14 protein-coding genes are annotated in these 14285 nt (G+C 61.7%); 3 read left to right on the top strand and 11 right to left on the bottom strand.

Annotation, left to right across the window (positions count from 1 at the left end; translation table 11 throughout):
* Nucleotides 1-8: 8 nt before the first annotated feature.
* The 8 genes from NKH36_RS19800 to NKH36_RS19835 form a co-directional block, all read right to left on the bottom strand.
* The gene (locus tag NKH36_RS19800) at nt 9-761 is read right to left on the bottom strand and encodes an SDR family NAD(P)-dependent oxidoreductase (RefSeq protein WP_027153080.1); all 753 of its coding nucleotides are present in this window, start codon (nt 759-761) and stop codon (nt 9-11) included.
* Between the two features lie 207 nt (nt 762-968).
* Nucleotides 969-3224 carry a transglycosylase domain-containing protein gene (locus tag NKH36_RS19805; protein ID WP_352961584.1) on the bottom strand — a complete coding sequence of 752 codons (2256 nt, stop codon included), beginning with the start codon at nt 3222-3224 and terminating at the stop codon, nt 969-971.
* A gap of 452 nt (nt 3225-3676) precedes the next feature.
* Nucleotides 3677-4066, bottom strand: a complete 390-nt coding sequence (locus NKH36_RS19810) for a hypothetical protein (protein WP_352961582.1) — start codon at nt 4064-4066, stop codon at nt 3677-3679.
* A 205-nt stretch (nt 4067-4271) separates the two neighbouring features.
* Complete coding sequence (locus NKH36_RS19815; RefSeq protein WP_352961579.1) at nt 4272-4418, bottom strand: hypothetical protein; 147 nt, start codon at nt 4416-4418, stop codon at nt 4272-4274.
* Nucleotides 4419-4444: 26 nt separating this feature from the next.
* Entirely contained in the window at nt 4445-4699 is a 255-nt protein-coding gene (locus NKH36_RS19820) for a GlsB/YeaQ/YmgE family stress response membrane protein (RefSeq protein WP_065010153.1), read from the bottom strand.
* Nucleotides 4700-4804: 105 nt separating this feature from the next.
* Nucleotides 4805-5053 carry a hypothetical protein gene (locus NKH36_RS19825; RefSeq protein ID WP_352961577.1) on the bottom strand — a complete coding sequence of 83 codons (249 nt, stop codon included), beginning with the start codon at nt 5051-5053 and terminating at the stop codon, nt 4805-4807.
* A 52-nt stretch (nt 5054-5105) separates the two neighbouring features.
* Nucleotides 5106-5726 (bottom strand): ribonuclease D, encoded by a 621-nt coding sequence (locus NKH36_RS19830; protein ID WP_352961575.1) that lies wholly within the window; start codon nt 5724-5726, stop codon nt 5106-5108.
* Between the two features lie 93 nt (nt 5727-5819).
* On the bottom strand, nt 5820-7205 hold the full coding sequence (locus tag NKH36_RS19835) for a M20/M25/M40 family metallo-hydrolase (protein WP_352961574.1): 1386 nt from the start codon (nt 7203-7205) through the stop codon (nt 5820-5822).
* A 403-nt stretch (nt 7206-7608) separates the two neighbouring features.
* Here NKH36_RS19835 and polA point away from each other — a divergent pair, with 403 nt between their 5' ends.
* The 3 genes from polA to NKH36_RS19850 all read left to right on the top strand — a co-directional run bounded on the left by polA (nt 7609) and on the right by NKH36_RS19850 (nt 11205).
* Entirely contained in the window at nt 7609-10572 is a 2964-nt protein-coding gene (gene polA / locus NKH36_RS19840) for a DNA polymerase I (protein WP_352961572.1), read from the top strand.
* Between the two features lie 154 nt (nt 10573-10726).
* Complete coding sequence (locus NKH36_RS19845) at nt 10727-10930, top strand: hypothetical protein (protein WP_352961571.1); 204 nt, start codon at nt 10727-10729, stop codon at nt 10928-10930.
* Complete coding sequence (locus NKH36_RS19850) at nt 10927-11205, top strand: type II toxin-antitoxin system RelE/ParE family toxin (protein WP_352961569.1); 279 nt, start codon at nt 10927-10929, stop codon at nt 11203-11205. Before NKH36_RS19845 ends, NKH36_RS19850 begins: the two co-directional genes overlap by 4 nt.
* Before the next feature lie 76 nt (nt 11206-11281).
* Here the strand turns inward: NKH36_RS19850 and NKH36_RS19855 are convergent, their stop codons facing one another.
* From NKH36_RS19855 to NKH36_RS19865, 3 genes are all read right to left on the bottom strand, one after another.
* Nucleotides 11282-11686 carry a Fur family transcriptional regulator gene (locus tag NKH36_RS19855; protein WP_352961567.1) on the bottom strand — a complete coding sequence of 135 codons (405 nt, stop codon included), beginning with the start codon at nt 11684-11686 and terminating at the stop codon, nt 11282-11284.
* 236 nt (nt 11687-11922) lie between these two features.
* Complete coding sequence (gene mgrA / locus NKH36_RS19860) at nt 11923-12969, bottom strand: L-glyceraldehyde 3-phosphate reductase (RefSeq protein ID WP_352961566.1); 1047 nt, start codon at nt 12967-12969, stop codon at nt 11923-11925.
* A 151-nt stretch (nt 12970-13120) separates the two neighbouring features.
* The gene (locus NKH36_RS19865) at nt 13121-14284 is read right to left on the bottom strand and encodes a Gfo/Idh/MocA family protein (protein WP_352961563.1); all 1164 of its coding nucleotides are present in this window, start codon (nt 14282-14284) and stop codon (nt 13121-13123) included.
* Nucleotide 14285: the final 1 nt, after the last annotated feature.

Raw genomic sequence — 14285 nt, forward strand, 5'->3', positions numbered from 1 at the left:
AACATCGCTCAAACGTGCTGGCCGCCATTGATGTGGATTTCCGAGCCCGTCACATAGGAGGCCTGCTGCGAGCACAGGAAGAAGATGATGTCGGCGACTTCGGCCGTGGTTCCGAGCCGCCGCAGCGGAATCGTCTCGACGATCTTTTCCGTGCCCGGCGACAGGATCGCCGTGTCGATCTCGCCGGGTGCGATGGCGTTGACGCGGATGCCGTGCGGGCCGAAATCATGGGCCATTTCGCGCGTCAGCGAGCCGAGCGCGGCCTTTGACGTCGCATAGGCGGTGCCGGCGAAGGGGTGCACGCGGGTGCCGGCGATCGAGGTGACGTTGACGATCGAGCCCTTGGCCGACGCCAATTCCCTAAACAATCCCCGCGCCAGCATGATCGGTGCGAAGAAATTGACCTGGAACACGTCGCGCCAGACATGCATCGGCGTGTCGATCGAATTCATGCGGCTGTTGCCGTCCTTGAGCTTCGGCGAGATGCCGGCATTGTTGACCAGCGCATGAAGCTGGCCGCCATGCGCCTCCAGCCGGTGGCGGATTTCCGAGATCGCGATGCCGACATCCTCCTGGTCGGCGAGATCGACCTTGATGTGGTCTTCCGGACCGGCCGGCCACGGGCAGTCCTCGGCAAAGGCCTGGCGCGAGCAGGTGATGACGCGCCAGCCTTCGCGTGAAAAGCGCTTGACCGTGGCGTGGCCGATGCCGCGGCTGGCGCCGGTCAGCACGATTGTCTTTCTGGTGTCGGTCTCGGCCATTCACGATCTCTCTAATGCATGTGGCGCAAAAGTGCGCAGCGGTTTTGCGATAACGACATGCATAAAACAACAACCTAAAGCGCGTCACATGAGGCCGGTCAAACGCGACGCGCTTTAGGGCGACGTGCGTCCCTTTGGACGCACAAAGTACGCTCTAGCACTTTTAACCCAGAGATGTAGCGGAACACAGCAGCGATGACGAGGGGGTCAGCCGCCGGTGAGGATGTCGAGTATCGAGGTCTGCCGCTTCTTGACCGGGCCGCCGACATCGGCGGGCGGCACCGGGCGCTTGATCGATGCGGTTGCGCCGCCACCGCCCGGCAAGCCGAAGCCGTCGGCGTCGACCGTTTCGGCGGGACGCACGACCCGAGGCGATGACCCTTTGTGAGCGGACGGCGCGGATTGGCTGACCGAAGCGGACGGCACCGGCGCCGGTTGCGGCGTGTTGGACGGTATTTCATCTTGCACGATCGTATCCGCAGGCGTCGACCGCCATGTTCCAGGCAGCGGCCGCACCGGCACGCCTTCATGCGCCGCGACCATGAACTCATGCCAGGCCTGCGCCGGCAACGCGCCGCCGGTGACCTTCTTCATCGGACTGCCATCGTCATTGCCGAACCAGACGCCGGTGGTGAGATTGGCGGTATAGCCGATGAACCAAGCATCGCGCGAATTCTGGCTGGTGCCGGTCTTGCCGGCGGCCGGCCAGGCAAAGGCCGCCTTCCTGGCAGTGCCGATTTCGACCGTGCCGGTCATCATCGAGTTCATCATGCCGACGATCTCGGGTTTGACGACGCGCGGAGCGGCGCCGCCATTGTTGTCGTAGAGCACCTTGCCGCCGGCTGTCGTCACGCGGCGGATGAAATGGACTTCCGGCCGGTAGCCGCCATTGGCGAAGGGGACATAGGCCGAGGTCAATTCCAGCGGTGTCACTTCAGAGGTGCCGAGCGCGATCGAGGTGTTGGCCGTGAGGTCGGACCCGATACCCATGCGATGCGCCGCCTCGACCACGGCGTCAGGCCCGACTTCCATCGTCAGCTGGGCGGCCACCGAGTTCAGCGATTTCGCCAGCGCCGTCGCCAGCGTCACCTTGCCGAAATACTTGCCGCCGTAATTGGTTGGCGTCCATTTGCCTATTCTGATCGGGGCGTCATTGCGCACGCTGTCGGGCGTACGGCCGGCCTCCAGCGCCGCCATGTAAACAAAGGGCTTAAACGCCGAGCCCGGCTGGCGGCGCGCCTCCGAGGCGCGGTCGAACTGGCTGGTCGAATAATCATAGCCGCCGACCATGGCACGTACCGCGCCGGAATTGTCTATCGACACCAGCACGCCCTGGCTGGCATTGAGCTTTTTGCCGCTCCCGTCGATCAGCCGGCGGATCGATTGTTCGGCGAGCTTCTGCAGCGTGAGGTCGACGGTGGTGTTGACGATGATGTCGCCGCGCACGTCGCCGATCAGGTCGGGCAGTTCTTCCACGATGGTGTCGGCAACATAGTTTTCCGAGCCCGTCCAGTAGGATGCAACCCGCGACGCCGGCGCGGTCATCGCCGTGGTCAGTTCCTTGGCGCTGATCTTGCCTTCGTCGCGCATGGCGGCGAGAACGAGCTGCGCGCGCTGCTCGGCGGCCTTCGGGTCACGCGCCGGAGACAGTCGCGACGGCGCCTTCAACAGGCCGGCGAGGAGTGCGGCTTCGGGCAATGTGACATCACGCGCGCCCTTGCCGAAATAGCGGCGGGAGGCCGCTTCGACACCATAGGCGCCAGAGCCGAAATAGACCCGGTTGAGATACATTTCGAGGATCTGGTCCTTGGTGTGCTTGTGCTCGAGCCACAGCGCCAGAAGCACTTCCTGCACCTTGCGTTCCAGCGTGCGATCGGGTGTCAGGAACAGGTTTTTCGCCAATTGCTGGGTCAGCGTCGAGCCGCCCTGCGAAAAACGCCCGCCGAGAACGTTGGCCACCATGGCTCTGGACAGACCGATCGGATCAATGCCCAAATGCGAATAGAAGCGGCGATCTTCGATGGCGATGACGGCCTCGGGAACATAGGCCGACATTTCATGCAGGCCGACGGCTTCGCCGCCGCTCATGCCGCGATTGGCAAGCAGCTTTCCGTCGACGGAGACGATCCTGATATTGGGTGCGCGGTCGGGAATGGCCCAGGTGGTGGCCGCCGGCATTTTCGCACCGTAATAGACCACGATGCCGGCGGTGGCGATGCCGCCCCAGATGGCCAGCACGAAGCACCAGTAGGCCAACCGGCCGAGCACGCCGAACAGGCCGCGCTGGCTTTTGCCGCGCCCGCGACGCGACGATCTTGTCTTGGCCGATTGGCGCTTTGCAGAGGTCTTGCGGTTGCTCGGCACGACGCGATCCTCCTCGCTCACCGAAAAACCGGCCGAGGATTTCGCCCGTGGCGGTCCCTCGAAGCTCGGTTCGATGCGGCTGTCTCTGCGGTTCGCCATGCGCTGTGCTGTCTGTCCCGATGCCTGTCGCTTCGACCCGAAAATCAGAATCGATCTTCGGAAAGCACGATGCGAAGCTTCAAAGTCTTGGAGCGCACTCTCCGAACGGACGCACGTCGCTCCATGGCGTTCGGGGTGAAGAGTAGTTGCGGCGATTTAAGGGCGGGTTAAATGGTTCAAAGTTAATTGCATGCGTTACGGCACGTCACCGCTGCGTTCTGCTTCTGGTGGTCTGCGACAATGGCGTCCCTCGCGAGACGGCGGAGCCTTCTCGCATCTCTTCATCAACTGCCCAGCCGCAGTCGTTCGGCGCGGACCGCCCCTAGCAAGGTAGCCGCAATCTATGCTTGTCATTAGAGCGCGATCGGTAACATGCGGTCGATCGCGCTCTAGTCTAAACCAATCTACGCATGACCTTGTCACCAAAGTCACGCGCACCGGGGGATCATTCGTTAGCCAATCGCAGCACGAACGGAAAGCGCTGCCCAGGATGATTGCATCGTCTCGCCCACATGGCAGTAGCAGACAATTTCGTGGAGCTCATTATCGGTCAATTCGAAGAAACGCTTCGCTTCGCCATAGGTGTCGTCTTTCAGCCCCTCATCGCGCAGGATCGGATCCTCGAAGGCAACAGATATTGGCGAGCCTTCGCCACGCATAATTTCGCGCTCGGGCGACGAACGATATTCGGTCCCGATAAGCGCGGTAAGGAGTCGGTCGGGCTTCCGTTCAAGAAGTTTTGACCAACGTTCGAGACGCTGGGTTCGGTCCATTGCAGGAGGTGTTGGGTCTCTGTGTACCTTTGCCACCGTATGCAGTTGGTCCAGTGTTTGGTGCCTCATGGCAACCTCCTAATGTAGGTGGGTCGGCCCCAAAACTCCCTGTACCAAGATCATACCGCGGATGTGTCGATACGTCACTCTCATTCCATATCCAGCTTGGCTTCTCTCCGGGTGCATCGAAGGATGGAGCGGCCCCTGCCTTATCGTCAATTTTCGGCCTGATGGGGTAGGTCATCGGCACCTTTGCCGCGCCAGCCCCGCGCGCTCAGTTCTCCTGGATCGAAATACCCTTCTCGTCGATCTTGAGTTCCACGCCCTTCGGCCTGGTTTGCTCGCGATAGACATAGACGCCGAGCGCGATGATGACGACGACGAGCGCGCCGATGATGAGATAGAGCATGTTCTGTTTCATGGCGCGCCCTTGATGTGCTTCGAGGATCAGGCCTGCTTCACCAGTTTGATCAGCACGAGCAGGATCACCGCGCCGATCGTGGCGTGGATGATGGAGGCAAATATACCGCCGCCTATGGCGAACCCCATCCTTGGGAAGAGCCAGCCGGCTATTAAGGCGCCAACGATACCGACGACGATATTGCCGACCAGGCCGAGGCCGAAACCTTTGACGATCAGGCCGGCGAGCCAGCCGGCGATGGCACCGATGATGATGAAGACGAGCAGGCTCTCAGTACCCATTGCAGATCCCTCCCGAGCGAATGGTCGCGGAGCAGAGAGCTCCGAATCGACCTCCGATTGCAACATGTCCAACCTATTGGAAAGGAGCCGGCGCCGCCAGCGGCGTCATTCGTCGTCGCCATCCCCGGATGCAGGCCGCCAGCTAATCGGCTCGACCTTCCTTTGCGTATGACCGTCCGTATAAGCCCACCAGCCGGTGTCGTTCTCGTCCCAGTCGCCGCCGGCCGCTTTCAGCCTCTCTAGCGACCGGTACTGCGCGATGGATTCGTTTATCACGCCGTCGCTGTCCTTCCAGTAGACGGTGACCTTGGAGCCATCCCTGGGCGCTGTGTCGATTGGTTTTCTGGCAGCCATTTCATCCCCTCCATCGACCGACAGAACGTCGTGGCGAACACCTGGTTCCACCTTAGCTGTGGGCGAAGATGTCTGCCTCATCCCAGCCCATCAGGTCGAGTTTCGCACGCGTCGGTAGGAAGCGGAAGCAGGCCTCGGCCTCCTTGGCTCGGTTGTCGCGTGCCAGCCGCGCCGTCAGCACATCGTGCAGCTGGTGCAGATAGAGCACGTCGGAGGCTGCGTACTCGAGTTGTTCGGGCGACAGCGTCTCCGCCGCCCAGTCCGACGATTGCTGCGCCTTCGACAGGCTGACGCCGAGAAGCTCAAAGCAGATGTCCTTCAGCCCGTGCCGGTCGGTGTAGGTTCGGGTAAGCCGCGAGGCGATCTTGGTGCAGAACACCGGCTCCGGCATGACGCCGAAGGCGTTGTAGAGCACGGCGAGATCGAAACGGCCGAAATGGAACAGCTTGGTTATGCTGCGGTTCTTGAGCAGGCTGACGAGGTTTGGCGCCTTCTTCTGGCCGGGCGCGATCTGGATGATGTCGGCGGAACCGTCGCCCGACGAGATCTGCACCACGCAAAGCCGGTCGCGATGCGGATTGAGTCCCAGCGTCTCCGTGTCGATGGCGACCGCCCCGACGTCGTAGTGCAAGAGCCCCGGTAGGTCGTTCTTATGGAAGCGGATATCGCTCATCGTCTTCTCCGGTCGCGACTGGACGCACGTCGCTCTAGCCCGTCCTTGCCGCGATGCGATGAAAAATCAACAGAAAGTTGAATTCTTGTCCTGTCAGCGTGTCAGCGCATCGAGAATGCGTGCCCAGGAACGTTGTCCCTTGTGGAAGGAACTCATCTCGTACTTCTCGTTCGGCGAATGGATTCGGTCATCGTCGAGCCCGAAACCGACCAGCAAGGATTCGATGCCGAGATAGGTCCGGAAATCGCCGACCACCGGGATCGAGCCGCCGCTTCCCGTCGTCACCGCCGGTTTCGGCCATTCGTCGGACAGCGCGTCCTTGGCCTTGGCAAGAAACGGCGAGTCGTAGGAAAGCTGGATCGCCGGCGAGCCGCCATGCGGGTGGAAATCGACCGAGCAGTCGGCCGGGATGCGCTCCCTGACGAAGGCCTGGAAAGCGGCGCGGATCTTCTGCGGATTCTGCTTGTGGACGAGGCGGAAGGACACTTTTGCCGAGGCTTCCGCCGCGATCACCGTCTTGAACCCCTTGCCGGTATAGCCGCCGATAATGCCGTTGAACTCGGCCGTCGGCCGCGCCCAGGTGAGTTCGAGCACCGAGCGGCCCTTTTCGCCGGAAGGGATCGACAGGCCGACAGGCCCAAGGAATGTCTCGGCGGTCTCGCCGAGCGTCTCCCATGACTTCAGGATCTGCGAAGGCGTCTCCTCGACACCGTCATAGAACCCCGGAATGGTGACATGGCCGTTCTTGTCGTGGATGTCGGCCAGGATTCTGGCCAGGATGCGGATTGGATTGGCGGCAGCACCGCCATAGAGACCGGAATGCAGGTCGCGGTCGGCGGCTTTTACCGTGATCTCCTCGCCGACCAGCCCGCGCAGCGCGACACAGATGGACGGCGTATCGCGGTCCCACATGCCGGTGTCGCAGACAAGCGCGAAGTCGGCCTTGAGTTCGGCGGCATTTGCCTCGAGGAACGGCTTCAGCGATGGCGAGCCGGACTCCTCCTCGCCTTCGAACAGGATCGTGATGCGGCACGGCAGCCCACCATGCACCTGCTTCCAGGCGCGGCAAGCCTCGATGAAAGTCATCAGCTGCCCCTTGTCGTCGGCCGAACCACGTCCCGTGATCACCTGGTGGCCGGGGTCGATCTCCTTCACCGAAGGTGCGAACGGGTCGCTTTCCCAGAGATCGATCGGGTCGACCGGCTGCACGTCGTAATGGCCATAGAACAGGACATGCGGCGCGCCCGCTGGCCCGTCATGGTGCGCCACCACCATCGGATGGCCTGGCGTGTCTCGCACGCTGGCGTCGAAGCCGATCAGCTTGAGCTCCGCCACCAGCCATTCCGCCGCCTTGCGGCAATCTGCGGCGTAGCTCGGATCGGTCGAGATCGACTTGATCCTGAGCAGGCCAAACAGGCGCTCCAGGCTCTCGTCGAGGTTTTTGTCGAGACGATCGAGTACGGGAGAAATTCTGGACATTTTTATCAAGCCTTTCGATTTCTGAGCGGCAACCCTAAAGCTGCAAGACAGAAACGAAAAGCCGGCGGTCGTTGGACCACGGGCGTCGAAAGGCAAAAAATGCCGCCGTGGTGGAGGGGAACCACGGCGGCCTTTACTCGAAACGATGCGGCAGCCCGGAGAGGGGGATAGGCTGCCGCAAGTGTCCGGGATAGGCGGGGGACGGGCCTTGCTCCGGACCTCGGCGAAAAAATGCCGATGGCGTCTATCTGTGTCTCCGAACGTGGCGATTCAAGGGCACGAAGATTACACTTTCGTAACATACCCGTGATCGGATCGAGTTGTCAGGGATGTTGCCGGAACCGGTGGTTGAGGCCGCCTTTGGCATGGACCACGACGCTGCACCGCGCTATCCCTTCGTCCCATGAAAAAAGGCGATCATCTCTTCCTTGTCGACGGCTCCGGCTACATCTTCCGTGCCTATCACGCACTCCCGCCGCTGACCCGAAAATCCGACGGGCTGCCGACCAGTGCCGTGCTCGGCTTCTGCAACATGGTGTGGAAGCTGACGCAGGACGCCCGCAACACCGATGTCGGCATCGTGCCGACGCATTTCGCCGTCATCTTCGATTATTCGTCGAAAACCTTCCGCAACGATCTCTACCCCGAATACAAGGCCAACCGCTCGGCACCGCCGGAAGATTTGATCCCGCAGTTCGGTCTGATCCGGCAGGCGACCAGGGCCTTCAACCTGCCCTGCCTCGAAACAGAAGGGTACGAGGCCGACGACCTGATCGCCACCTATTGCCGGCTTGCCTGCGAAGCCGGCGCCGACACCACCATCATCTCCTCCGACAAGGATCTGATGCAGCTGGTCGGCCCTTCGGTCGCCATGTACGACCCGATGAAGGACCGCCAGATCGGCGTTCCCGAGGTGATCGAGAAATGGGGCGTGCCGCCGGAAAAGATGATCGACCTGCAGGCGCTGACCGGCGATTCGGTCGACAATGTGCCGGGCGTGCCCGGCATCGGGCCGAAGACGGCGGCGCAACTGCTCGAACAGTTCGGCGACCTCGATACGCTGCTCGCCCGTGCCGACGAGATCAAGCAGGACAAACGGCGCGAATCGATCATTGCCAACGCCGACAAGGCGCGCATTTCGCGTGAACTGGTGACGCTGAAGAACGACGTGCCGGGGATCGGCGGGCTCGACGATTTCGTGTTGCACCCGCCCGACGGACCAAGGCTGATCGGCTTTCTCAAGACGATGGAATTCTCCTCGCTGACCCGCCGCGTGGCGGAAGCGACCGGAACGGAAGCGGCTGATGTCAAGGCCGTTCCCGTCATCATCGAGCGCGCCGACACCGCGCATGGTCCCGATGTCGGGTTTGGAGTGCCGGCAGCCGAAAGCGCGGCAGGCGCAGTGACAGACGAGGCCGGGGAAGCGGTGCCGGCCACCATCAAAGTGGAACCCAAGGAAGGCGACACCCCTTCGCTTCTCTCGGCGCTTCGCTTCGAGGACGCCACTGCCAGCAAGATCGATACCAGCGCCTACGTCTCCATCCGCGACACAGCAGTGCTGAAGGCATGGGTGGCCGAGGCGATGGAGACCGGCATCGTCGCCTTCGACACCGAGACCACATCAGCCGATCCGATGCAGGCCGAGCTGATCGGCCTGTCCATAGCCACCGCGCCCGGTCGCGCCGCCTATGTGCCGTTCGCCCACAAAAGCGGCAACGGCGACCTGCTCGGCGGCGGAGTGGTCGAAAACCAGATCCCGATCCGTGAGGCGCTTGGCATTCTGAAGCCGTTGCTGGAGGACAAGTCGGTTCTCAAGATCGTGCAGGAGCTGAAATACGACCTCGTCGTCATGAGCCGCCACGGCATCGATGTCGCCCCCTTCGACGACACCATGCTGATTTCCTACGTGCTCGACGCAGGCACGTCCGGCGGCCACAGCATGGCGGCTCTATCGGAAAAGTGGCTCGGCCACTCGACCATTGCCATCAAGGATCTGGCCGGCTCTGGAAGAAGCTTCGTCGGCTTCGACCAGGTCGACATCGACAAGGCAACGGCCTATGCAGCGGAGCACGCCGATGTGACGCTCAGGCTCTGGCGGGTGCTGAAGCCACGGCTTGCCGCCAAGGGCCTCGTCTCGGTCTACGAGCGGCTGGAACGGCCGCTGGTGCCGGTGCTGGCGAGGATGGAGCAGCGCGGCATCTCCGTCGACCGGCAGATCTTGTCGCGGCTCTCCGGTGAGCTGGCACAGGGCGCCGCGCGGCTGGAGGATGAAATCTACCAGCTCGTCGGCGAGCGCATCAATATCGGCTCGCCAAAGCAGCTCGGCGACATCTTGTTCGGCAGGATGGGCCTGCCCGGCGGCTCCAAAACCAAGACCGGCCAGTGGTCGACCTCGGCGCAGCTGCTGGAAGACCTCGCCGCCGAAGGCCACGAACTGCCGCGCAAGATCGTCGACTGGCGCCAGCTGACCAAATTGAAATCGACCTATACCGATGCGCTGCCCGGTTTCGTCCATCCCTCTACGAAGCGCGTCCACACCTCATACGCCCTTGCCGCGACGACGACGGGACGACTGTCGTCCTCCGATCCCAATTTGCAGAACATTCCGGTACGCACCGTCGAGGGGCGGAAGATCAGGACGGCCTTCATTGCCGACAAGGGCAACAAGCTGGTTTCCGCCGACTACAGCCAGATCGAGCTGCGCGTGCTCGCCCATGTCGCCGAGATCCCGCAGCTCAAGCAGGCGTTTGCCGACGGCGCCGACATCCACGCCATCACCGCGTCGGAGATGTTCAACGTGTCGGTCGAAGGCATGCCCGCGGAGATACGCCGCCGCGCCAAGGCGATCAATTTCGGCATCATCTACGGCATTTCCGCCTTTGGTCTCGCTAACCAGCTCTCGATCCCGCGCGAAGAGGCCGGCGCCTATATCAAGAAATATTTCGAACGCTTCCCGGGCATCCGCGATTATATCGACGCGACCAAGGCCTATGCCCGCGAACACGGCTTCGTCGAAACGATCTTTGGCCGCCGCATCCATTATCCGGAGATACGATCGTCGAACCCTTCAATCCGTGCCTTCAACGAGCGCGCCTCGATCAACGCACGCCTGCAGGGCACCGCGGCCGACATCATCCGCCGCGCCATGATCCGCATGGATGATGCGCTGGAAAAGGCGAAGCTTTCCGCCCGCATGCTGCTGCAAGTGCATGATGAGCTGGTCTTCGAGACCGCCGAAGCGGAGGTCGAGGCGACGATCCCGGTCGTGCGCCATGTGATGGAGAACGCCGCGATGCCGGCGGTGTCGATGTCGGTGCCGCTGCATGTCGACGCCCGCGCCGCCAACAATTGGGAAGAGGCTCATTAGTTCATTGACTTCCCGTTTAGGAAGGCAGTGTCTGGTGTGGCTCACTTTCCTCAGGTGGTGCACCCGCAGTTGAGCCGTATTTCGGTTCAAGGTTCACGAGAAGCAGCGGTGTGCTATACTGCCCCCCATGATTACCAAGGCACTCGAGAATCTGGTGAAGCACGCGGAAGCTTGGCCTAGCGAAGACCAGGAGGAGCTCGCCGACTACGCCCGCGTCATCGAAGCGCGCCGAACCGGTCTGTATGCCACGTCGGAAACAGAGCGCCGCGCCGTGACAGCAGGACTCGCAGAGGCCGATCACGGCACTTTCGTAGATGAGGATACGGTTCGCGCTGCCGACATTCGCCGCAGGCTATGAAGGTCCGTTTCACGCGGCAAACCTTTGCCGAACGCGAAGCGATCTTCAACTACCTCGAAGAGCGGTCGCCTCAGGGCTCCTATTCAGTCATTTCCCTGATCCAAGCTGGGATTTCCCGACTTGCCGAATTTCCAGAAAGTGGCCACGCGACCGACATCCCTGACGGTCGCGTTCTCTTCATAGGTCACTATCCCTACAAAGTTTTCTACCGCGCCCGTGCCGATGCAATCGAGATCCTGCACATCCGGCATACCTCAAGAAAGCCCGTTTCCTAGGAGCCCATCATTGGCACCCGGCGAGGCTTCGAAGACCGATCCGCTTCCTTGCCCTGTCTTAGAGCTTTGCCCTCATCTAAGCCGGCTCGGCTAGGCATTTCGCACAGGTGCCGCGGAACTCGATCACCGCCTTCTTGGCGGCAAAGCCGGTCGAGCGCACCCACTCGTCGAGCCGGTGTCCGACATCATGATCGGAAAATTCCGTAACCTGTCCGCATGTGTCGCAGATGGCAAAGGCGGTCATCGAATGGCTGTGGTCGTGCGGCTCGGCGCAGGCGACAAAGGAATTGAGGCTTTCGAGTCTGTGCACCAAGCCGGACTTCACCAGCGTGTCGAGCGCGCGATAGACCTGCAGCGGTGCGCGAAAACCCCGATCGCGAAGCTGGTCGAGCAATGTATAGGCGCTGAGCGGCCCGCTGGCGGCCTCGAGTTTCTCGAGCACGCACAACTGGTTTTTCGTCAGCACATCCCTTGCCGCCATAATCCTGTTTCCAACCCGTTTTGCGCCGCTCGCGCGTCATATCCGCATGTAAGCGGCTTCAATTTCTATCCAGATAGCGACGGACGGGCATTTTTGCTACTGTTTCTGTGCCGGCACGACCCAGAAGCCGGCCAACTCCGAGGCATTGGCGGCCGCGTAAATGAAACCAGCGGGAGCAGTTCATGCAATCGCTTCAGACCAATTTTTCGATGTCAACCTGAAGTGATTGCCCTGAGTCACTTGCGTGGCGGACCCTTGCGCTCGGCGGAGGCGGCCCACAGGTTGATGTCGGCTTCGCGCGCGTAGGTGTCGATCTCGGCAAGCTCGGCATCGCTGAAGTCGAGCGCCTTCAGCGCGCCGACGCAATCCTCGACCTGTTCCGGCCGGCTGGCGCCGATCAGCGCCGAGGTCACCCTGCCCTTGCGCAGCACCCAGGCTAGCGCCATCTGCGCCAGCGTCTGCCCGCGTCGGCCGGCAATCGCGTTCAGCGCCTTGATGTTGGCGATCGTCCTGTCGTTGATGAAGGCCGCCTTCAGCGACTTGCCTTGGCTGGCGCGGCTGCCCTGCGGGATGCCGCCTAAATATTTGTCGGTCAGCATGCCTTGCGCCAGCGGCGTGAACACGATCGAGCCGACGCCGAGCCCCTCCAGCGTGTCGAGCAAACCATCGTCCTCGACCCAGCGGTTGAGCATCGAATAGCTCGGCTGATGGATGACGCAAGGCGTGCCGAGCTGCTTCAATATGTCGGCGGCCTCGCGCGTGCGCTGCGAACTGTAGGAGGAGATGCCGGCATAAAGCGCCTTGCCCGAGCGCACCGCGTGATCGAGCGCACCCATCGTTTCTTCAAGCGGAGTATCAGGATCGAAGCGGTGCGAATAAAAGATGTCGACATAGTCGAGACCCATCCGCTTCAGGCTCTGGTCGAGGCTGGCCAGCACATATTTGCGCCCGCCCCATTCGCCATAAGGTCCGGCCCACATCTCATAGCCGGCTTTGGTCGAGACGATCAACTCGTCGCGATAGGAGGAGAAATCGGTCCGCAGGATTTCGCCAAAAGCTGTTTCCGCCGAACCGGGCGGCGGGCCATAATTGTTGGCGAGGTCGAAATGCGTGATGCCGAGATCGAAGGCCTTGCGCGCGATCGCCTGCTTGGTCCGATGCGGCGTGTCGTCACCGAAATTGTGCCAGAGCCCGAGCGAGATCGCCGGCAATTTCAGGCCTGATCGCCCGCAGCGATTGTAGACCATTTTCTCGTAGCGGTTTTCGGCGGGCACATAGGGCATGGGAGATCCTGAAATTAAAAGCGAGCCCGGCAGCTGGCCACCGCGAAAAAAGGGTGAGTCGGCTCTGCCCCTCACCCTTAGCCTCTCCCCGTTTCTATGGGGAGGGGGTCAACGGTAAACAGCACGTGTCGCAATTACTGAAGCGCTTACCCTACTTCTTCTTCGCCAAGAGCCCTTTCTTCTTCGCCAAAAGCGCTTCCGCATCCTTGACGCCTAGTGCCGCAGGTCGTTCGCAGGTGGTCTGCATAGCAACGAACTTTCCGCTCGCGCCCGACCGCAACATCCCGGTCATCACATCGACGGCATGCAGCGCCAATTCCATCGAACAGCGATGCGGCCGGCCTTCCGCAATCGCCAGCGCCGTGTCGGCAAGACCGGCGGTGCGGTAGTTGGCCATCATGCCGTGCGAATGCATCTGGTTGGCCACGCCGAACGGGTGCTTCCATTTCGGCAGCTTCTTGACTGGCTTGGCGGCGTCGGTGAAGAGAACGTCGCCCCCGAAGAAGTTCGGATCCGGCAAAAACACCGTGCCCAACTCGCCGTAGAGTTCCATCGGCGCGTGGCCATGGCTCCACACGTCCCAGCTGGTGTTGAGCGTCACCACGGCGCCATTCTCGAACTCCATCACGCCGTGGATCGTCGTCGGCGTGGCGACCAGGATTTTTTCGCCCGCGCGAGGCTTGGACGAGATCGTGCGTTCTGTCTTCGGGATCGAAGCGAAGGCCGCCACCTGCTTCACCGGCCCGATCAGCTGGATCAAGTTGGTGATGTAATAGGGTCCGATATCGAGCACCGGACCAGCGCCAGGCTGGAAGAAGAAGTCCGGATTGGGGTGCCAATGCTCCATCCCATGGCTCATCACATGGCATGTGCCGCTGGTGATCTTGCCGAGCTTGCCAGTGTCGATCAGGTTGCGGACAAGCTGGTGCGCGCCACCGAGGAAAGTGTCCGGCGCCGAGCCGATGCGCAGTCCGTCTCTCTCCGCCAGCTTCTTCAGGTCGAGCCCTTCCTTGACCGACAGCACGAACGGCTTTTCCGAATAAACGTGCTTGCCAGCATCGAGGATCTGTTTCGACACCTCGTAGTGCACCGCCGGAATGGTGAGGTTGACGATGATATCGATGTCGCCGGCCTTGAGCAGCCCTTCGACTGTCTCGGCGCGCAGCTTGAACTCCTTGGCCCGCGCCTTGGCCGCATCCATGTTGATATCGGCGCAGGCGCGCATCTCGATGCCGCGAAACAGCGGCGCCAATGAAAAATACGCTTTCGAGATGTTACCGCAGCCAATAACGCCGATCCCAAGTTTTCTTGCCATG

This window comes from Mesorhizobium sp. M1312, assembly GCF_040318115.1.
In the GTDB taxonomy this organism is placed as follows: Bacteria; Pseudomonadota; Alphaproteobacteria; order Rhizobiales; family Rhizobiaceae; genus Mesorhizobium.